Below are 20,680 nucleotides of genomic sequence, written 5' to 3'. Positions count from 1 at the left end.
TTTTCCTCCCTGGTGTCTGATCTGGATTCAGTTGCCAATAGTACAACCCCATCCTCGCCCTGTCCCGCTCCTTGAACGTTGTAGGGCACCCCGTGCCCACGCGAAAACATTCAAAGTTAAGCGGTGGGCAGAGGCTGCCCATCCTACGGTCTACGGTTTCGAGCCAGTTTATCCCTCGCTCCTTGATCTCCCCCCTTTGCGAAGGGGGGCCGGGGGGGATTTGCCTTTTGCTTTTGCCCTTTGGCCCGTCTTAACCTGCTACGTTTCTTCGTGGCTTTCCTCATCCCTGTGCCGTGACGGGCGATCTATTCGGCCCACTTGAACTCCGTCGCCGGCGCCTCTGATGGCGTCTCGCTCGGCGTTTGCTGCGTCTTGCCCGCCTTGGCCTTGCTGCGCGAGGCGGCCTCCTTGATGGTGCTGAACAGATGCTGGAGCTCGATCCGGTTCTGGGTGGGCGCGATGGAAACCTGGATGTCGCGCACCCCCAGCAGATTCGTGTGCTTGATCGTCAGCGCATCGAAGGTCAGGAAGCCTTCCTCCAGGGTCGCCTTGATCTCGGCCTGATCATAGGGACGGTCGCGAGTGAGGAACAGGCCGCTTATTTTCCTTTTCGACAGGCGCTGCAGAAACTCCCGGCTCACCAGCATCTTTTCCCCGCCCCCTTTGTGAGCCCACAGATCGATGAAGCCCATCATCCCTTCGGCGCCCCGCCCGGTCTCCGCCACGCTCAGGATGCCGTTCACCCTTCCGGAGATGTATCCCTGGATCGCCGGCAAAGCGCCGCACAGCTGCTTGAGGCTCAGGTCGTCGACCAAAAGGTCGTTGCGGAACTTGATGCCGTTTTGAATGGAGAACGATCCGGTGCCTACCAGCGGGCCGCCGTAAAACGTCGTGGCGAGGGAGGAAATTTCGGTTGTCCCTTCCCGCGCCACGAGGCGCAGCGCGATCTTTCCGGTTTCCAGGGAACCCAGCGCGATTTTTTCCACGACCAGGGACGGGGCCCCCCCTCCCGCCTTAGCCTTGAGATCGGCAAGGAGCTTCTTGAAATTGGCGCGTGAGTAACTCAGTCCCCCGCTCAGCTGGATAGCGGTTTTCCCGGAAAGGTCGAGAGAGATCGGCACCTCGCCATCCACCCCCGTCACGACCAACTTCTGGGAGGGAAACTCAAGGCCCACGTTCTTGAGCGAAAGCCTTGCGGCAAGCATCTGTCGCCCGTCAGCTATGGTAACCGTACCGGAGCCCCCCACGGAACCGGTGACGGTTCCTTCCTGCAGAAAACGGGGCAGCGCGTTTGCCAGGGGGTCGAAGATGGCGTTCACCGCGGTTTGGGGGATCTGCAGCGAGATCACCCCTTTTCGCCCCGGCGTCAGCGGGTCCTCAAGCGTACCCTTCACTTCGAGTCGCGCACCGCTTTCCAACTGCGCCGTCGCCTGTTCCAGGGTCAGGCGTTTCGGGTCCAGTCCCCCTTGTATCGTCAGCGCTGTGTGGCTCACGATGGTCTTTCCCTTGGCGGCCAGGGCGACGTCCTTGCCGGCGCCTCGGAACATGCAGGATAGTCCGGTGCCGCGCCGATAGGTTCCGGTGAGCGCCGCATCGACGCTGCCGGCCGTGGGGACTGCCCCCTTCCCTTTCCCCTTGCCGGCCAATGCATAGAGCTGGGGTAGCGAGCCCCCCCGGAGCGCAAGATCGAAGCCGCAATCGGAGTCGGGACGGAAGGGATCATAGGAGACTGTCGCCGTAGCAGCCCCCCCGTATCCGACCGCATTGATGTTGCCCCGGGCACCGTCCTGGGAAAAGGCGACGTCGGCGTGGACGTTGTCGATCCGCGTTCCCTGCCACGACACCGCCCCGGCGGTCAAGGCGAGGTTCCCGTCGAGCCATTTCCGGCGCGGTGCCGAGTTGTAGCCCCCCCGCAAGGTCCCGGAAAGTCCGCTCACCGCCAGGTTGCCCCGGCTCACGTCGCACTGGCTGACCCGCAGTTGCAGCGGAAGCCGAGTGCCACTGCGCGGGGCCAGGTCCATCTCCAGGCGGGCCGCCGCAACCGAGGTCCCCGCCCAGTCTCCGCGCAACTTATCCATGGTAAGCCGACGGTCACGGTAATTGAAGGCAAAAGCGGCAGATCCTTTCTTCCCGGCATAACCGGCATCGTGCAGCTCAGCCGTACCGCGGACCACCGTCGTCCGGGTGATCCGGTCCAGGTGTGCGGTCAGGCTCCCCTGCCGAAGCTCGAACCGCGTTCCCTGCCGGGCTCCGGTGATCGCCGAGAGGCGCGCCGAACCGCTCAGATGCAACTCCTTGAGGGAAGGACCGGAAAGGTCGGCGGCCGCGGCCACCGTACCGGCTTCAAGGCGGGTGCCCACCCTGGCGAGCCAGGGGTTGAGGGCCGGACCCGGCACCGACGCCGACTGCAGCTTTGCCGCGAGCGGTCCGGAGCGGCGGGTATCGAAGCTGATGTTCCCGGTGAGCGGAATTCCCAGCACGGTCGCCCGGAGCTCGGATGCCTCGGCACGCACCGGCTTGAATTTCTCCGAGAGCACGAAGCGGACCGGGAGCCGGGCGTTTTGCACCATCCCGGCCGATCGGCTCTCCTTCTGGGTCAGCAAACCTTTTCCCTCGAAGCCATGGGCGGAGCCGGTGAGATCGATCGCCGCATCGGCCTCGGCGAAAAACAGTTTTCCTTCCCGCTGCAGCGATACCTCGGCAAGGTTGAGGCGGCCCGCGATCGCCGGCATCCCTTGCCCGAACCGCCCTTTGAGGTGCAGGGAGGAGAGCTGTCCCGAACCCGCTACCGTCAATTTCATCCGCTCCCACTGGGGGATCAGTTCCAAAAGCGGGGCGAGCGCAATGTTGCCGGTGGTCAGGACAAGGTCGTAGCTGCGCTCTTTTCTCAGGCCGTTAAGCGCCCCGGCGGCTTTAATGTCACCGACCTTGTTGATGGTGAGCGCGGACCGGACGATACGGACCTCGTCCCCCTTGGTGGCATAGGAAAGGTTGGCGGTCAGTTTCCCGGCGATCTCGCGGCGCGCCCCTCTTATCCCGCTGAAATACAGGGTGCCGTCCACCCCGGCGGCCCCCTCCTGAAAGGTGCAGCGGACATCGAGGTTGCCCCGGGCATCATGCAGGAGCCGGTCTTCTTTCTTGGCCCCTTGTGCTACAAAGGCCTTCAGTGCCAGGTCCGCTGCGGTGACCCGCACGTCCACCACCGGCTCCTTCCCCGGTCTCAGCTTTCCTGCGATCGAGTAGCGGTTGCCGCCGGCATCCTCCCCCACCACTGCCAACTGCGATTCCAGGCTCCCTTTCGCGGCGAAATTCCGAATCTTTACCGAAATGCCGTGCCACTCCTTCCCCTGCAAGCGAATCGCGCCGTTATCCACGGACAGGCGGTCGATATAGGTCTCCTTCGGTGAGGGCTTCTTCGCGGCCAGCACGCGTTGGAGGTGGGCGTAGTTCCAGGTCCCTTCCCGGTTTTTCGCCAAGTCGAGAGTCACCCCGTCAACCGCGATCACTCGGAAGGTCCGTTTCCCACGGATGAGGTCTCCCCAGTTGGGGGCAATCTCCAGGAAACGGACCGTAGCGAGTTCGCCAGGGAAACCGGCCGGGTTGGCAATCGAAACGCCTCGCGCACGTATGCCGGAAGGCGACGCGGAAAGATCGGAGATGGAAACCTTTTCCTGCAGGTAATCGGAGAGGCGCCGCGCTACCTGGTCGCGTGCCAGAGAGGTGGAGAGGAATAGGGAAATGCCGGCGACGAAGAAAAGGATCAACAACAGAAAGGCCCCTGCCGCTATCAGCAGAGGTTTCCGTGCTCTCCACCCTTTCTTGTATTCCCGTTCGCTCATTCCCCGCTCCTCAGGTGGGAAACTTTAACCGATATCAACTGACTCTCAATGTGATGACCGCGTCTTCTTCTAGAGAAAGAACCGCCCAAAGATCCTTCACTTGGCAAACCAATGTCAATATTATGCGCCTCCCGGTTTTTACGGGAAAGCAAAAGGGGCACCGAAGTTGCGGCAGGTGCCGAGACTTCGATGCCCCTTTCAGATAAGGCAGACCTACTCGTTCCCAAGCTGAAGCTTGGGAACGAGATAGCACTATTCAGGTTACGCCGGGAGGCTCGGGAGCTCGACGCCGGCCATCTTCTGCACCATCCTGATGACTTGGCAGCTGTAGCCGAACTCGTTGTCGTACCAGACGTAGAGGACGCAACGGTTGCCCTGGACGATGGTCGCGAGGGAATCGACCACCCCGGCGTGACGGGAACCGACGAAGTCGCTGGAGACGACGTCCGGGGAGTTGGTGTAGTCGATCTGGTTCTGCAGCGGCGACTCCAGGGAGATGTCGCGCAGGTAGCCGTTCAGCTCGTCCTTGCTGGTATCCTGGCCCAGCTGCAGGTTGAGGATCGCCATCGAGACGTTCGGGGTCGGGACGCGGATGGCGTTGCCGGTAAGTTTCCCGGTCAGCTCCGGCAGGACCTTGGCAACCGCCTTGGCGGCGCCGGTCTCGGTGATGACCATGTTCAGGGGGGCGCTCCGCCCGCGACGGTCCGCCTTGTGGTAGTTGTCGATGAGGTTCTGGTCGTTGGTGTAGGAGTGGCAGGTCTCGACGTGGCCGCTCACGATGCCGAACTTGTCGTGGACCGCTTTCAGCACCGGAACGATGGCGTTGGTGGTGCAGCTCGCGGCGGAGAAGACGGTCTCGTTGGGGACGATCAGCTCGTTGTTGATGCCGGCGACGACGTTGGGGATGTCACCTTTGCCCGGGGCGGTGAGGAGAACCTGGGCGATCCCCGGCTTCAGGTGACGGCTGAGCCCTTCGCGGTCGCGCCACTTGCCGGTGTTGTCGATCAGGATGGCGTTGGTGATGCCGAACTGGCTGTAGTCCACGTTCTCCGGGCTGTCGGCGTAGATGATCCGGATCATGGTGCCGTTGGCGATGATGGCGTTTTCTTCCTCATCCACGGTGATGATGCCGTTGAAGGGACCGTGGACCGAGTCGCGGCGCAGCAGGCTCGCGCGCTTCACGAGGTCGTCCGGACCGGCCTTGCGTACCACGGCGGCGCGGAGGCGGAGCTTGCCGCCGCTCCCCTGCTTTTCGATGAGCAGGCGGGCCAGGAGACGGCCGATACGGCCGAACCCGTAGAGAACGACGTCCTGCGGCTCACTCAGAAGGGGAGCCCGGCCGGTATTGATGGAAGCGAGCTCCTGGGCCACGAAGTCATCGACCGAGAGCTTGCCCGCCTGTGCCTGGTAACGGACCGTCAGCTTGCCGATGTCGATACGGCCCGGAGCGAGGTCGAGCTTGCCGATGGCGCAGAGAACGGGGTAGGTTTCCCGCACCGTGAGCTCGCCGTCGAGGAGGAGGCGGGCGAAACGATGCGCCTTGAGGAGGTCAATGGTCGTGCTGTTGACCAGGGTGCGGCCGTACACGGTAGTCACGACGTTGTTGTCGCGGTACAGGTGGCCGATGATGGGGAGCATCTGTTCGGCAAGCTCCTCGTAGTTCTGCCATTCCTTCAAGTGGACTTCCTGTTTCGTTTTCATGTTGCTTCCCTTCCAAGTTGGATATCGCTGAGGACGTCGCTTCGAGAAGCGGCGAAATAGCCGGAATAAAGAGGGGGTGATATCGCCGGGGGCTCTTTGACGCTTGAGGATGGTGCGAGAGGGGGCGTTTCGGGGCTACCTTCGAGCGGATAAATCGGTGTTTATATACCGGATTTGGACCGTCAAGATCAATACAAAACACGCCGCCGCGCACATTCAACCGGCAAATACTCGGAATACCGTGAAATTTTTCCGCATTTTTATGAATACAACATCCGTTTTGCACACTCACAGCCAAACATGCTATGTTGAACCGGATGAGCTAACAACCTCCGACGCCGCCCGGGCGCTGGGATCAGGAACCGCAATGAGAACGATCGTACTGCTGGTAATGTCCAACGTCTTCATGACCTTCGCTTGGTATGCGCACCTTAAGAACCTGCGCGCCGCGCCGCTTTACGTCGCCATCCTGGCGAGCTGGGGACTGGCTTTCTTCGAGTACATGCTCCAGGTGCCGGCGAACCGCGCCGGTTACGGAACCTTCACCCTGGGCCAGCTGAAGATCCTGCAGGAGGTCATCACCCTCTCCGTCTTCGTCCCGTTTGCCATCTTCTACATGGGACAGCCGCTCAAGCTCGACTACCTCTGGGCCGGATGCTGTCTCGCCGGCGCCGTTTTCTTCATCTTCCGTGCCTGAATCGGAGAAGCCCATGCCCCAACCGGAGATCGACCGACGCAAGGCGAGCCGGAGAGGCCTGCATCTCGTCGCCTGCTTCGAAGCGGCCAAGGGAGTGCTGGTACTCCTGGTCGGATGCGGCCTCCTCGCCTTCATCCACAAGGACCTGCACCACGCCGCCGAGCAGCTGGTCCGCGTGCTGCACATGAACCCCGCCCACCACTACCCGAGCATCCTCATCGACGCGGCGGACAAGGTGACCGACCTGCAGCTGTGGGTGCTCGCCTTCTCCGCGGTGGTCTACTCGGCGATCCGCCTGGTGGAGGCGTACGGTCTGTGGAAAGGGTACCAGTGGGCGGAGTGGTTCGGCTTTCTCAGCGGGGCGATCTACATCCCGATGGAGCTCTTCGAGGTGGCGCGGCAGGTGACCTGGCCCCGGGTGACCGTCCTGGCCGTCAACCTCGTCATCGTCGGCTATCTCGCCTTCACCCTGGCCCGGACCGGAAGACACCGGCGCCGGCTGCAGGACTAGAACAGGTACGGCTGCAGCGCGACGAGCGAGCGCTCCAGGTTCTCCGGGCTGTGCGCCTCGATGGTGTACGCCGCGTTCGGCGCGTAGCGCTCCATGAGCCGGAAGAAGAGCTCGAAATCGATCCCCCCCTCCCCCGGCGGCGCATGCTGATCCTTGTCGCCGTGGTTGTCGTGGATATGCACCTCGGCAATCTGGTCCCCAAGCTCCGCGAACCACTGCTCCATCCCCACCGTGTTGAAGAGATTCCAGTGCCCGACATCGAAGCAGTGACGGAACTGCGGGTGGTCGATCGCGCCGAGCAGCGCCTTCAGCGTCGAGGGCTCCTCCTCGAAGATGTTTTCCACCGCGATGATGGTCCGCCTCCCCTGCACCCGGGCCAGCACCCCCTCCCAGATGGGCAGACTCTCCTTGAGCCAGAGATCGCGCGTCTCGCCGTAGCGCCAGCGGTCGAAACCGGGGTGAAAGACCATCACCTCGGGATCCAGCAGATCCGCCGCGTCGAGCACCTGGTCGAACCGGAGCCGGGTCGCCTCCCTGAGCTTCGCCTCGAACGAGCCGGGATTCAGATCCATGAACGGGGAGTGGATGGTACAGGAAAGCCCGGCCTCGCGCAGGGTTTCCGCCTGTGCGGCAAGCTCCGCAGGCACCAGGGCCTCCAGCGCCGGCGCGGAGAAGAAGATTTCGGGGTTGAGGTGCCGCTCCAGGAGGTACGGAAGACGCTGGTTGAGCTGGGGATAGGGGACGTGAACAAAGTAGCGCTTACTCATTTCGGTTGGTAATCCTTGGTGGCGAGTTCCGCCTCGTCGCTGCAACTGATCAGGATGTCGAGCTTGTTGATGGCCGCCGGCTCTCCGAGGACGATCAGGGTGTCGCCAGCCGCGATCTTGGTATGCGATCCGGGGTTGAACCCCATCTTGCCGTCTTCTTTCTTGATCCCCACGATGATGACCCCGGTCTCCTTGCGAAACCCGGAGTTGGCGAGGGTCTCGCCGATGAAGAAGGAGTGGTCCGGGATCAGGATCTCCTCCATCTGCAGTTCCATGTGCTCCCGGCCGGTCGCGATCTCGATGAAGTCGACCACCGTCGGACGGAGGATCGCCTGCGCCATACGGCTTCCCCCGATGAGGTACGGGGAGACGACCTTGCTCGCCCCGGCGCGCTTGAGCTTGATTTCGGATCCCTCCTCGCCGCTGCGCGCCAGGATGAAGAGGCCGGGATTGAGCCCACGGGCGGTGAGGGTGATGTAGACGTTCTCGGTGTCGGAGGTGACCACGGAGATGAGCCCTTTCGCCTTCTTGATGCCTGCCTTGAGCAGCGTGTCGTCCTGGGTGGCGTCGCCGTGCAGGAAGAGGTAGGTGTGGCCGTCCTGCTCCATCCGCTGGATGGTCGAGGCCTCCTTCTCGACGACGACAAACGGGAGCGGCTTGGCGGCGAACTCACGGCAGATCAGGGCGCCGATCCGTCCGAAGCCGCAGATGATGTAGTGATCCTCGAGCGCTGCGATCGCCTTTTCCACCTTCTTCCTCCCGATGATCCGTTGAAATTGCCCCTCGAACATGATCTGGGCCAAACTGCCCACGATGTAACCGATCACCCCGACCCCGAAGAAGATCAGGATCATGGTGAAGACCTTGCCGGCATCGTTTAACTCGTGCACCTCCTTGAAACCGACGGTGCCGAGGGTGATGACGGTCATGTAGAGGGCGTCGAGGGCGCGCCATCCTTCGATGGTCATGTACCCCACGGTCCCCAGGGAGAGGAGCAGGAGCAAAACGCCTATTGAAATCTTGAAGTGCCGAACCGGATCCATGTGGTCGATGAGCCCCTTTCGCGCGACAACATACCGTTATGCGCAGAAAAATACAAGCTTTTGCCGGTGCAAACGTCGAAAACATTGGAAGTCCTTGACAAAACCCTTCTGGATACTGTATACACTTTCCCCATCACCGGGGGGCACCGTATGAAAAGAGCCGTCGAGAAACACCTTACCCTTAGGGAACGGATACTTGAGACGATCCGGGATGCCATAATGTCTGGGGCCCTCAGGCCCGGCGAGAAGGTGGCGGAACCGGAACTTGCGGCGCGGTTCGGGATCAGCCGTACCCCGATCCGGGAAGCGTTCCGGCAGCTCGAGTCGGAAGGGTACCTGACGGTAATACCGCGCAAAGGGGCGCTGGTTGCGGCATTCTCGGCCAAGGACGTCGAGGAGTTCTACGCGATCAAGAGCATCCTCGAAGGTTACGCGGCCCGCAAGGCGTGCAGCCGGCTGAGCACCAAGGAAATCGACCGCCTCGAGGGGATCAACGAGAAGCTCCGCGAGATTGCCATCGAAGGGGACGTGCGCCACTTCTTCAAGGTGCACAACAACTTCCACGACCTCTTCATCCGCGGCGCCGGCAACGACAAACTCCACGACATGATCGCCGCCCTGCTGCAGAAGTTCCAGCGGCTGCGGCTTGCCTCCCTGAGCAAACCGGGGCGGATGCAGATTTCCGTCGAGGAACACGAAAAGATCATCGAGGCGTTCCGCAAGCGCGATGCGGTCCTGGCCGAGATGCTGGTGCAGAAAAACGCCGAATACGGCGGCAAGGTGCTCATCGAGGAGGACCGCATCAGCGCCTCCAACGCATCCTATCCGGAGATGGACCTCTAGCGCCCATCGTTTTCTGGTAATCATCGCTTTTCCCCCAGTCCTCCCGACGTCGCTCGCGGCCGGCAGGGGCCGCTCCAGTGCGGCATCCTGCCGGCGCGCCCGCCGAATCGCCCTTCTTCCCCCGGCCTTTGCCACCCTTACCGCACCTACGACCGTTTTTTCTTTGCCTCCGGCCTCAGTTTTAAGCTACATTCGCGAAAACCTTTTAACCTGACCCTGGCGATGGCCGTCTTTGGTATCTGACCCGGATTTCACTGGGGGATTGCCTTTCCAGGCGCGATCCGCCGAAGGCGGCAATCGGATATTCGCGCCTGGAAAGGCGCTCCCACAGGGTAAGCGGCCACTCGCCGATGCTACGCATGTTCCCAAGTCGGGGCTTTGAAGACAGGCGTTCCCCAGGGGGGACCTGGGGAACGAGATTTAACAGGAGGGAAGCCGGACGTGGAGACGCTCAAACTGATCCCCAAAGTCGACAAGGTGCTCAACTGGCCCCAGGTCCAGCATCTCCTGGCCGGGCACCCGCGGGAGCTGGTACTGGCTGCGGTACGCTCGGTCCTGGACCGATTGCGTAGCCGTGCCCGCCAGGGCGGATTGCCTGCGGCGGCGCTGGCCGAGGCCGCGGTCGCCGCCGAGATCGTTTCCGAACTGTCCCTCCTGGCGGCCCCGAGCCTGAAACGGGTCATCAACGGCACCGGCATCGTCATCCATACCAACCTCGGCCGCTCCGTACTTCCCGAAGCGGCGCGCGCCGCCCTCGAAGTCGCCTTTTCCTATTCCAACCTGGAGTTCGACCTGGAAACTTCGGGGCGGGGGAGCCGCTACACCCACGTGGAGCCGCTTTTGTGCGAACTGACCGGCGCGGAAGCCGCCCTCGTGGTAAACAACAACGCCGCGGCCGTGCTCCTTGCCCTGGGGGCCCTCGCTTCGGGCCGGGAGGCGATCGTCTCCCGCGGGGAACTCGTCGAAATCGGCGGCTCCTTCCGCATCCCGGACGTCATGCGTCTTTCCGGGGTCACCCTCACCGAGGTCGGGACCACCAACCGGACCCATGCCAAGGATTACCGCCAGGCGGTTACCCCGGAAACGGCGCTTTTGATGAAGGTGCACCGGAGTAACTTCTCGGTGCTCGGCTTCACGGCGGAGGTGGAACCTGAGGAGATGGTTGCGCTCGGCGCGGAATGCAACCTCCCGGTGCTGGTGGATCTCGGCAGCGGCTCGCTGATCGACCTCGGGCGTTTCCTTCCCTACCGCGAGCCTTCGGTACAGCAGTACATCGAGGCCGGCGTCGACGTGGTGACCTTCAGCGGGGACAAGCTTTTGGGCGGGCCCCAGGCGGGGATCATCGTCGGGAAGAAGGCACTCGTCGAGCCGATGAAGATGCATCCACTCTTGCGCGCGGTCCGGATGGACAAGCTCACCCTCGCCACGCTGGAGGCGACCCTTGCCCTTTACCGCGACCAGAGAAACGCCCTGCAGGAGATCCCGACCCTGCGCATGCTGACCGAACCGGTAGCGGCGATCGCCGAGCGGGGGACGGGGCTGGTACGCCGGTTGCGGCGCCGGCTGCCGCCCGCCGTCACGCTCAAGATGGAAGACGGCGTCTCCCAGGCCGGCGGCGGAAGTCTGCCGCTGCTGGAGCTTCCCACCCGCCTGATCCGGGTGACCGTGGACGGGCTTTCCGAGCAGGAGATCGAGCGCCGGCTGCGCAACGCGGCGGTACCGGTCCTGGGGCGGATTTCCAAAGGTGGCTACCTCCTCGATCCGCGCACCCTGCTCGATCGCGACCTGGACGACCTGGCCGCGGCACTCGCCACGCTGGCCGGGTAGACCGGGGCCGGCAGTTTTTTCTGGTCTTCTGGCCCGCACCTCTGTATTATTTGTTGCTTTTCAACCTGCCTTGAGCTTCCTGCGAGGTCCCCCTTGAGCCGAACGTTTGCCCTGATTCCTGCCGCCGGCATGGGAAAACGAATGGGCGCAGACACTAACAAACAGTATCTGCTCCTGGACGGGATCCCCATCCTGGCCCACACCCTGAAGGTCTTCCAGGATGCGCCTTTCATCTCCGGGATCTACGTCGTCTCCCCGGAAGCGGAAATCCCCTTCTGTCGCAGCGAAGTCGTGGAACGTTACGGCATCTCCAAGGTCCGGGCGATCGTCAAGGGGGGCGCCGAGCGGCAGCATTCCGTCCGGAACGGCCTGTATGCCATGGACGACCTCGACCCCGAGGACGTGGTCCTCATCCATGACGGGGTACGCCCCTTCATCTCCGAGGCCGTGCTGGAGCAGGCCGCGGCAGCCGCCCGGGAAGGGAGCGGCGCCGTCGTCGCGGTGCCGGTCAAGGACACCGTCAAGGTTGCCGTGGACGGCCTCATCACCCAGACCCCGCCCCGGGAAACGCTCTGGCTCGCCCAGACCCCCCAGGCCTTCCGTTACGCCATCATCCGCGCCGCCCACGAGGCCGCCGTCAACGAGGGATTCCTCGGCACCGACGACGCCTCGCTTTTGGAGCGTCAGGGGGCGAAACTCACCATCGTGCCCGGGGACTACAAAAACATCAAAATCACCACCCCCGAGGACCTGGTCCTCGCCCAGGCCTTCCTGAAGGGGTAGGTTCAGAAAGGAAATTGTCATGCCCATGCGTATCGGACACGGCTACGACGTTCATCGTCTGGTCGAAGGCAGAAAACTCATTCTCGGCGGGGTCGACATCCCCCACACCCTCGGGCTCCTCGGGCACTCCGACGCCGACGTCCTGCTGCATGCGATCAGCGACGCCATCCTCGGCGCCATCGGCGAAGGGGACATCGGCAAGCACTTCCCGGACACCGATCCCAAGTACCAAGGGGCCGACAGCATCAAGCTCCTGGAGCATGTCATGAGCCTCGCCCGCCAGAAGGGGTACCGGATCGGCAACCTGGACGCGACCATCGTCGCCCAGCGGCCCAAACTCGCCCCGCACATCGGCCATATGTGCGCCAACATTGCTACCGCGCTGGGGTGCTACGAAGGTGAGGTCAACGTGAAGGCGACCACTACCGAAGAGCTCGGCTTCGCCGGCCGCGGCGAGGGGATTGCCGCCTACGCCGTGGCGCTGCTGGTTCGAATTAGCTCGCCGAGCGAGACCGTTTTACATTAAAATGACCTTGTCCCTCCTCTTTATGAGGAAGGGGCGCATACCATTATTTCCCTTTAGTCCGCAGTCTCTACGTGCTGCGGCGTCAGGACGGCATCAATGAACGGTACCGAGAACAATCAGTCGGAAAAAGCTACCAACTTCATTCGGAACATCGTCATCGACGACCTCAACAGCGGCAAGCATGAGAGCATCGTCACCCGTTTCCCGCCCGAGCCCAATGGCTACCTCCATATCGGGCACGCCAAGTCGATCTGCCTGAACTTCGGGCTGGCCGGCGAGTTCAAGGGGCGCTGCCACCTCCGCTTCGACGACACCAACCCGGCCAAGGAAGAGGTGGAGTACGAGGAGTCGATCCGGGAAAGCGTGCACTGGCTCGGCTTTGAGTGGGGCGAGCACATGTACTACGCCTCGGACTACTTCGAAAAGCTCTACGGCTACGCGGTGCGCCTGATCGAGATGGGCAAGGCCTATGTCGACGACCTCCCTCCGGAACAGATCCGCGCCATGCGCGGCACCCTGACCGAGCCGGGGCAGGAGAGCCCGTCGCGCAACCGCCCCGTCGCCGAGAGCCTCGACCTCTTCCGGAGGATGCGCGACGGCGAGTTCGCCGACGGGAGCCTGGTGCTGCGCGCCAAGATCGACATGGCCTCGCCCAACCTGAACCTGCGCGACCCGGTCATCTACCGGATCAAGAAGGTGGAGCACCACCGCACCGGCGCCACCTGGTGCATCTACCCGATGTACGACTACGCGCACTGCCTCTCCGACTCCATCGAGGGGATCACCCACTCGATCTGCACCCTTGAATTCGAGGACCACCGTCCCCTCTACGACTGGGTGCTCGACGTGCTCGCCGTCCCCTGCCACCCGCAGCAGATCGAGTTCGCCCGCCTGAACCTGAGCTACACCGTGATGAGCAAGCGCAAGCTCCTGGAACTGGTGCAGGAAAAGCTCGTGGACGGCTGGGACGACCCGCGCATGCCGACCCTGGTCGGCCTGAAGCGGCGCGGCTACACACCGGAGTCGATCCGCAACTTCTGCGAGACCATCGGGGTCGGCAAAAGCGACAGCATCATCGACATGAGCATCCTGGAGGAGGCGGTCCGCGAGGACCTGAACCGCCGCGCCCCGCGCGCGATGGCGGTGCTGCGCCCCCTGAAGCTCGTGATCGACGGCTATCCTGACGGGCAGACCGAGGAATTCGACGCGGCGAACCACCCCAACGACCCGTCCCTGGGGACCCGCAAGGTCCCGTTCTCCAACACCGTCTACATCGAGCGGGACGACTTCATGGAAGTCCCGACCAAGGGCTTCTTCCGCCTGGCCCCGGGGGCCGAGGTGCGGCTGCGCTACGCCTACATCGTCAAGTGCGAGAGCTTCGTGAAAAACGAGGCGGGCGAAGTGGTGGAGGTGCACTGCAGCTACGATCCCGGCTCCCGCGGCGGGAACGCTCCGGACGGCCGCAAGATCAAGGGAACCATCCACTGGGTGAGCGCCGAGCATGCCGAGAGCGCCGAGGTCAGGCTTTACGACCGGCTCTTCGTGAACCCGAATCCGGGCGGCAAGAACGAGGCGGACTACCGCAGCGCGCTGAATCCGAAATCGGTGGAGATCCTGAGCGACTGCAAGCTGGAACCGTCGCTTGCCAAAGCTTCCTTGGAGAGCCGGTTCCAGTTCGAGCGGCTCGGCTACTTCTGCCTCGACTCCAAAAACTCCGCCCCGGGCGCCCCGGTCTTCAACCGGACCGCCACCCTGCGCGACTCTTGGACCGAAGGCAAACGCTAGGGCACCTTCTTTTTATTCCCCTTCACCCCCAGCCCCTCCCTTCCCTTCACAGGGAGGGCCGGGGTGAGGATGGGGTTCCCGCTGAAGGCGGGCACCGTTGCAGAGAACACCTTACAACGAGGGCTCCATGGCATTACGCGTCTACAACACTCTTTCCGGCTCCAAAGAACCGTTCGTGCCCCTTACCCCGGGCAAGGCCCGGATGTACGTCTGCGGGGTGACCGTCTACGACTTCTGCCACATCGGCCACGCCCGCGCCTACGTCGTCTTCGACATGATCTACCGCTACCTCCAGGCCACCGGTCTCGAGGTCGAGTACGTCCGGAACTACACCGACATCGACGACAAGATCATCAACCGCGCCAACCGCGAGGGGGTCCCCTACCAGGAGATCTCCGAGAAGTTCATCGCCGAGTTCGACCGCGACATGGAGTCCCTTTCCATCCAGCTCCCCACGGTCCAGCCCAAGGCAACCGAGCACATCCCCGAGATCATCGCGCTCATCGAGCGGCTCATCGAGAAGGGATACGCCTACCAGGCCGGCTCCGACGTGAACTTCAGCGTCGAGAAGTTCAGCACCTACCTGAAGCTTTCCAAAAGGAACCTGGAGGACATGCAGGCGGGGGCGCGCGTCGAGGTCGACGACCGCAAACGCAACCCGATGGACTTCGCCCTGTGGAAGGGCGCCAAACCGGGCGAGCCGTACTGGGAGTCGCCGTGGGGCCAGGGGCGGCCGGGGTGGCACATCGAGTGCTCGGCGATGAGCATGAAGTACTTCGGGGAGAGTTTCGACATCCACGGCGGCGGGAAGGACCTCATCTTCCCCCACCATGAGAACGAGATCGCGCAGGCCGAGGCGGCGACCGGCAAGCCGTTCGTCAAATACTGGATCCACAACGGCTTCGTCAACATCAACGCCGAGAAGATGTCCAAGTCGCTGGGGAACTTCTTTACCATCAAGCAGGTGCTGGAACACTGCGACGCGGAGGTGCTCCGCTTCTTCCTCCTCTCCTCGCACTACCGCTCGCCGCTGGACTTCTCGGACCAGAACCTGAAGGAGTCCCAGGCCGGCCTGGAGCGGATCTACAACTCGCTCGCCGGGATCGACGAACGGCTCCTGGGGTCAGCCACGGCGGCCGCCGGGGAAGAGGCGGCCGAACTGGAAGAAAAGGTCGCGGCGCTCCCCGGCCGCTTCCGCGAGGCGATGGACGACGACTTCAACACCGCCCTCGCGCTCGGGCACATCTTCGAGCTGGTGCGCAGCATCAACAAGGCGCTCCCGTCGGCCCCGGCGGAACTGCTCTTAAAGACCAAGCAGGAAGTCGCCGCGATCGCCGGCATCCTCGGGGTGATGGACTCCGTTCCTGCCGAGTTCCTGGGCCGCCTGATGCAGCGCAAGAGCGAGGGGGTGGAGATCGCTCCGGAAGAGATCGAAAAGCTCATCGAGGAGCGGGCCGAAGCGCGCAAGGCCAAGAACTATAAGCGGGGCGACGAAATCCGCGACTACCTTGCCGAGCGCAACATCATCCTGCTCGACAGCGCCCAGGGGACCAGCTGGAAGATCAAATAAGGCGGGAAAAGCCAAGGTAGGAAAAAAAGAGGAAATCCACCCACCGGTGGAGCGAAGATAAAAAAAAGGCCGCTCAACAAAGCGGCCATTTTTTTTGGTTCTGGTTTTGAGCGGGGATCAGGCCGCCTTCTGGATGCTTCCGGAGACGGTAGCGCGGGCTTTTACCAGCTCCATCGCTTCCCTCATGATGTCGGAGATGCTTTTCTTGGTGGTGTCCATGATCATTTCGAGCGCCTCGCGCTCCTCGTCGCTGATCCTCATGGAAATGACATTGTACCTGGGGTTCTCTCTCATTCTGCCCATCTGATTCACTCCTTTTTTGGTTGTACCTGCAGCTAATGCGTGACATTACTGGCAATAAGCGTTTTGCTCATACCTATTGCTATTAGCGTGCCAACCATGCTTTTAGAGCAACCGGACGGTCAAATGCCCGTTTTTCCTGAGTTTACCCCCCTCAGCATTAGGGCCTGTTATATTGTACTGTATACAAGTGGGCCACATTTGGCACAAAACGACCCACCTTGCTACAATTTTGTACCATTACGCCCATTTCCCTCATGAAAAAAGTGGCCCGATGGGTCATTTTTTTACTCTTGCCCCCGAATTGCCCTTCCTTTGAGACCATGCTTGTCCAAAAGACGGTAAAAGGTGCGCCTCGGGATGTTGGCGAGTTGTGCCGCTTTTGACACATTGCCGCCGGCATCGGAAAGATAACGCTGGATGAGTTTTTTCTCAACCCGCATCACGTGCGGCTCCCGCTCCTTTTTGAAGGACCGGAGGTCGAATACGTTCTCCCCTTCTTCGGCGTAGCTCTCGGCGAAGGCGAGCGGCAGATTGCCGAGCTTGATGATGTCGTCGTGGGTGAGGACGGCCGCCCGCTCGATGACGTTCTGCATCTCGCGGATGTTCCCCGGCCAGGGGTAGCGCAGCATCGCGTTCACCGCGCGTTCTTCGATGCCGATGATGTGCTTGTTCAGCTTGTTGCGGGCCTTGCCCAGGAAGTGGTGGGCGAGCTCCGGGACCGACTCGACCCGCGCCCGCAGCGGCGGCATCGTGATGGAAAAGACGTTGAGCCGGTAGTAGAGATCCTCGCGGAACCAACCCTCCCGCACTCCGTCTTCGAGCGACTTGTTGGTCGCGGCGATCAGGCGGACGTCGACCCTTTTGGCGGCGGTCCCGCCGACCGGCCGCACCTCGCCCTGGTCGAGGACGCGCAAGAGTTCCGCCTGCAGCTTCGGGGTGATGTCGCCGATCTCGTCGAGGAAAATGGTGCCGCCGTCGGCGGCCTCGAAAAGCCCTTTCTTGTCGGCGATCGCGCCGGTAAACGCCCCCTTCTTGTGCCCGAAGAGCTCGCTTTCCAAAAGCGAATCGGTGATGGTGGTGCAGTTGACCGTCACCAGCGGCTTATCGTTGCGCTTGCTGTACCGGTGGATGGCGCGCGCCGCGAGCTCCTTGCCGGTCCCGGACTCTCCGCGGACCAGGACCGTCGTCGGCGTCGGCCCCACCTGCTTGATCTGGTCCAGGACCTCGAGCGTCTTGGTGTCGCTGCCGACGATAAACTCGTCGGCGTATTCGCGTTCCAGCTCGCGCTTGGCGAGTTCGTACTTCTGGATCAGCCGGCCGCGGTCTTCTTCGAGCTGCTGCAGGTTGTGCGGCAGGCACATCTCCAGGTCGGCCAGCCCCTGGTAGACGGCGACCGCGTATTCCCGGCAGGTCCGGTAGCCGCAGGCGCGGCAGTTGAGCTCGTCCTTGTGGGTGAACTTGTTGGTCGCCTGCAGGATCTTCTTCACCTCGCCCCCCTTCGGGCTGGGGAGCTTGGAAAAGCGGTTGGAAAAGGAACGTCCGTAGGAGACGACCGGCGCGGAGCGGTATACCGGGTCGGTGTGGTACGGCGGCTTGTTCTTGAAGTGCTGGATCAGGAGGTTGCGTCGGGAAATGACGGTGAGGTCGGTCTTTTTCCCCGGCCCCCCCAGGCAGCCGTCGTAGCAGAAGCGGAGATCGACGAGCTTGGGGGAGATGCTGCCGGCGGCGAGATCCTTGACGATCCCCATGACGTTGACTTCCCCCTCGGCGGTGACGACCTCGGTGTCCAGCGGGTCCACTTCCACCCCGAAGGCGCGAAACGGCCCCTGCGGGAGCGAAAAGACCCGCCCCAGGTGCGGTTCCCTCCCCTCGAACGGCAGCGGCTCGCATTCGGTCAGATCGATCCCGCGCGACTTGAAGATCCCCTCCAGCTCTTTGTAGGTGAGTACTGCGTCCACCGCGCCGCGGGTTTCCTCGGCCTGCATCTCGAACTTTCCCGCGATACAGGAGCTGATGTAGACGACCTTGGTCTCCGCCCCCAGGACCTGTTTCAGGTACCGCCCCATCGCCACCATGTGGGTCACCACGCCGATCAGGTTGTCCACCAGCTGCGGGTAATGGCGTTCGATCAGGTCGACCACCGCCGGGCAGTGCGAGGTAATCAAGGTGGACTTGTTCTCCCGGATTGCCTGGGCATATTCCCCCGCGATCAACTCGACGCCGGTCGCCGCCTCATGCACCTGGGTGAAGCCGAGCTTTTTCAGCCCCGCCACCAGTTGCCCCGGCGCTGCGTAGTGGAAAAACGACGGAAAGGAACAGCCGAGTACCGCGACCGCCGGCGCCTCCCCGGCCAGCACCGCTTCGGTGTTGGCGACGTTGTCGGCAATGACTTTCGCCTGCTGCGGACAGGTCCCCAGGCAGTTGCCGCAACCGATGCAGCGCTCGAAGATGATCTCGGTGTAGCTCTTTTCGACCTTGATCGCCTTGACCGGACAGCTTCTGACACAGGAGTAACATTTGCGGCAACGTTCCGTCCGCGTGACGATGGGATACATGGGACCTCTGGGCTTGGGAAAAATGCGACGGGGACCGGGGCGAGTTCAACAGGAGGATGCAGTATAAACCAAAGAAGGGGAGTTGTGCAACATTTGGCACACCGGATTTTGGGCAGAAAAAAACCCTAGCGACTAGGAGGGCAAGTCAACTAGGGGAAGGAGGATCCTATGATCCTCCGCAACTCTTTTCTCCATTCATTATATCGCTCTCGAAATTTCCATGCAACTATCTAAATTTTTCGGGAAAGTTCGGGGCGGCGTCCGGAGCCCCTTCGGCGATTGCCTCGCCCGTTCGGGCTGTGCTATATATGGCTTGGAATCTACTAAGGTGAAGGACGTGAGACTCTCCATCGTAGAGCGAACCGTCATCGAAATTTTTTTTGAAGCCTCGAGGAAACCGGAACAGGTAGTGGCCGATTTTCACCGAGGGAGGAGTCTCCCCATGCGCGCACTGCGCCTCGTTATTGCGTTGGCTGCCCTGCTGGCGGTCGGCATTCCGACTGCCGGCGCCGTCACCATCCCCAAACTCACCGCTCCGCCCCTCGGCGAGCGGTGGTTCAGCATCGTGGTCGGCAGCGAGCGGGCCGGTTTCGCCCACCAGTCCATCGCCCGCGAAAAAGACGGCTACCGCATCCTCAGCGACGGTAGCGTGAAGATGAAGGTGATGGGGGTTTCCCGCGATTCGGCCTCCAAGGAGTCCTACCTGGTCGGTCCGGACCTCTCACTCAAATCCTTTGCCGTGGAACAGTACCTGGAAGGCGCCCCGATGCAGGTGACCGGGGAGTGGACCCCCAAGGGGATCAAGACGAGCTCCGAAAGCGGGGGCAAAAAGAAGGACCGGACCATCAGGGCCAAGGGAGCGGTCTATCCGCCCCAGGCGCTGAACATCTTCCCGTTATTACACGATCCCGCCAAGGGGAAGAAGTACCGCGTGCAGATGCTCGACACCGAAGAGCTGAAGGTGAAAACGATCAAGATCGAGGTGATCGGGGCCGAAACGCTCCCCCCCGATATCCCTGCCATCCACCTGCAGAACAACCTCTTCCCGGTGGTAGATAACGACATCTGGGTGGACCTTAAGGGGAATACGATCAAGGAGTCGGTGCGCGACGACCTCGTACTGACGGTAGCCGAGGACGAAAAGACCGCGCAGACCTATATTGCCAATACCGCGCTGGCCAAGAGCGATCTGATCATCAACTACAGCGCGGTCCGCACCGAGCCGATCGCCCATCCCGAGACGCTGAAGAAGCTCGTGCTGGAGCTCACCGGCATACCGGCGGGCTTCACCCTCCCGGAGGGGGCCCAGCAGGCCGCCGAGCGCTCCGGCGACGCCGTCCGTTTCACCATGGCGCGCCCCACCGGTGCAGCGGCACCTCCGGCGCCCCGCCCCGCTGACACCGCGGCCACCGCCGGCATCCCGAGCGATGCGCCGCAGGTCGTAACGCAGCAAAAGGCGATCGTCGCCGACACCAAAGAGCCCGTCGAGGCGGCGCGCATGCTGGTCGATTGGGTGGCGAAGGAGATCAAGGGAAGCAACGGCGACGGACTGGCCGCCCTGGAAGCGTTGAAGGACAAGAAGGGGAGTGCACCGGCCCAGGCGCGTCTCTACACCGCGCTCGCCCGCAGCGCCGGGATTCCGACCCGGTTCGTCTCCGGCATCGTCTATTTCCCCAAGCAGGGCTTTCTCTTCCATAGCTGGGCGGAAAGCTACCTCGGCGGCAGCTGGGTACCGGTCGACCCGGCGCTGGGACAGGATCCGGCGGATCTTACCCACATCAAGCTGGTGGAGGGAGAGACCCAGGACGACCTGGTGCGGCTGGCCGGGGTGATCGGCAAACTGAAGGGGAAGGTCGTGGAGCAGGCATATTGATGAAATAGGCCCGGGTTGCATGCTGCCGGGGCACCTACCGCAAACATATAGAAAAAG

15 protein-coding genes are annotated in these 20,680 nt (G+C 62.5%); 9 read left to right on the top strand and 6 right to left on the bottom strand.

Annotated elements, in window-relative coordinates; translation table 11 throughout:
• Nucleotides 1-305: 305 nt before the first annotated feature.
• Nucleotides 306-3,839: a DUF748 domain-containing protein gene (locus JFN93_RS08770; protein WP_199383681.1), complete on the bottom strand. Its 3,534-nt coding sequence runs from the start codon at nt 3,837-3,839 to the stop codon at nt 306-308.
• A 261-nt stretch (nt 3,840-4,100) separates the two neighbouring features.
• Nucleotides 4,101-5,540: a glyceraldehyde-3-phosphate dehydrogenase gene (locus JFN93_RS08765; protein WP_199383680.1), complete on the bottom strand. Its 1,440-nt coding sequence runs from the start codon at nt 5,538-5,540 to the stop codon at nt 4,101-4,103.
• Between the two features lie 367 nt (nt 5,541-5,907).
• Between JFN93_RS08765 and JFN93_RS08760 the strand changes: the two genes are divergently transcribed.
• Together JFN93_RS08760 and JFN93_RS08755 are read left to right on the top strand one after the other, a co-directional pair.
• Nucleotides 5,908-6,237: a DMT family protein gene (locus JFN93_RS08760; protein ID WP_199383679.1), complete on the top strand. Its 330-nt coding sequence runs from the start codon at nt 5,908-5,910 to the stop codon at nt 6,235-6,237.
• A 13-nt stretch (nt 6,238-6,250) separates the two neighbouring features.
• The gene (locus tag JFN93_RS08755; protein ID WP_199383678.1) at nt 6,251-6,748 is read left to right on the top strand and encodes a DUF2127 domain-containing protein; all 498 of its coding nucleotides are present in this window, start codon (nt 6,251-6,253) and stop codon (nt 6,746-6,748) included.
• Here JFN93_RS08755 and JFN93_RS08750 read toward each other — a convergent pair.
• Both JFN93_RS08750 and JFN93_RS08745 read right to left on the bottom strand, forming a co-directional pair.
• A complete protein-coding gene (locus JFN93_RS08750; protein WP_199383677.1) occupies nt 6,745-7,515 on the bottom strand; it encodes a sugar phosphate isomerase/epimerase family protein in 771 nt (256 codons plus the stop codon). The genes JFN93_RS08755 and JFN93_RS08750 overlap by 4 nt on opposite strands.
• Complete coding sequence (locus JFN93_RS08745; RefSeq protein ID WP_199383676.1) at nt 7,512-8,558, bottom strand: potassium channel family protein; 1,047 nt, start codon at nt 8,556-8,558, stop codon at nt 7,512-7,514. The genes JFN93_RS08750 and JFN93_RS08745 overlap by 4 nt, the downstream gene beginning before the upstream one ends.
• A gap of 150 nt (nt 8,559-8,708) precedes the next feature.
• Here JFN93_RS08745 and JFN93_RS08740 point away from each other — a divergent pair, with 150 nt between their 5' ends.
• From JFN93_RS08740 to cysS, 6 genes are all read left to right on the top strand, one after another.
• The gene (locus JFN93_RS08740) at nt 8,709-9,401 is read left to right on the top strand and encodes a GntR family transcriptional regulator (protein ID WP_199383675.1); all 693 of its coding nucleotides are present in this window, start codon (nt 8,709-8,711) and stop codon (nt 9,399-9,401) included.
• A 441-nt stretch (nt 9,402-9,842) separates the two neighbouring features.
• Nucleotides 9,843-11,228: an L-seryl-tRNA(Sec) selenium transferase gene (selA, locus tag JFN93_RS08735; RefSeq protein WP_199383674.1), complete on the top strand. Its 1,386-nt coding sequence runs from the start codon at nt 9,843-9,845 to the stop codon at nt 11,226-11,228.
• A 93-nt stretch (nt 11,229-11,321) separates the two neighbouring features.
• The gene (ispD, locus tag JFN93_RS08730; RefSeq protein ID WP_199383673.1) at nt 11,322-12,011 is read left to right on the top strand and encodes a 2-C-methyl-D-erythritol 4-phosphate cytidylyltransferase; all 690 of its coding nucleotides are present in this window, start codon (nt 11,322-11,324) and stop codon (nt 12,009-12,011) included.
• A 25-nt stretch (nt 12,012-12,036) separates the two neighbouring features.
• Nucleotides 12,037-12,537, top strand: coding sequence for a 2-C-methyl-D-erythritol 2,4-cyclodiphosphate synthase (gene ispF / locus JFN93_RS08725; RefSeq protein ID WP_199383801.1), 501 nt, complete (start codon nt 12,037-12,039; stop codon nt 12,535-12,537).
• A 96-nt stretch (nt 12,538-12,633) separates the two neighbouring features.
• Nucleotides 12,634-14,322: a glutamine--tRNA ligase/YqeY domain fusion protein gene (locus tag JFN93_RS08720; RefSeq protein ID WP_199383672.1), complete on the top strand. Its 1,689-nt coding sequence runs from the start codon at nt 12,634-12,636 to the stop codon at nt 14,320-14,322.
• Nucleotides 14,323-14,449: 127 nt separating this feature from the next.
• Entirely contained in the window at nt 14,450-15,892 is a 1,443-nt protein-coding gene (gene cysS, locus JFN93_RS08715) for a cysteine--tRNA ligase (RefSeq protein ID WP_199383671.1), read from the top strand.
• 117 nt (nt 15,893-16,009) lie between these two features.
• Here the strand turns inward: cysS and JFN93_RS08710 are convergent, their stop codons facing one another.
• Both JFN93_RS08710 and JFN93_RS08705 read right to left on the bottom strand, forming a co-directional pair.
• Nucleotides 16,010-16,195, bottom strand: a complete 186-nt coding sequence (locus JFN93_RS08710) for a ribbon-helix-helix protein, CopG family (RefSeq protein WP_199383670.1) — start codon at nt 16,193-16,195, stop codon at nt 16,010-16,012.
• A gap of 284 nt (nt 16,196-16,479) precedes the next feature.
• Nucleotides 16,480-18,750, bottom strand: a complete 2,271-nt coding sequence (locus JFN93_RS08705) for a sigma 54-interacting transcriptional regulator (protein ID WP_199383669.1) — start codon at nt 18,748-18,750, stop codon at nt 16,480-16,482.
• Between the two features lie 442 nt (nt 18,751-19,192).
• On the opposite strand from JFN93_RS08705, the gene JFN93_RS08700 reads away from it, so the two are divergent.
• Nucleotides 19,193-20,623, top strand: a complete 1,431-nt coding sequence (locus tag JFN93_RS08700; protein ID WP_199383668.1) for a transglutaminase-like domain-containing protein — start codon at nt 19,193-19,195, stop codon at nt 20,621-20,623.
• Nucleotides 20,624-20,680 lie beyond the last annotated feature (57 nt).

The organism is Geomesophilobacter sediminis (assembly GCF_016458275.1).
In the GTDB taxonomy this organism is placed as follows: domain Bacteria; phylum Desulfobacterota; class Desulfuromonadia; order Geobacterales; family Geobacteraceae; genus Geomesophilobacter; species Geomesophilobacter sediminis.
The sequence above is the reverse complement of the archived record's forward strand: the minus strand, read 5'-3'. Positions and strand labels throughout refer to the sequence as shown.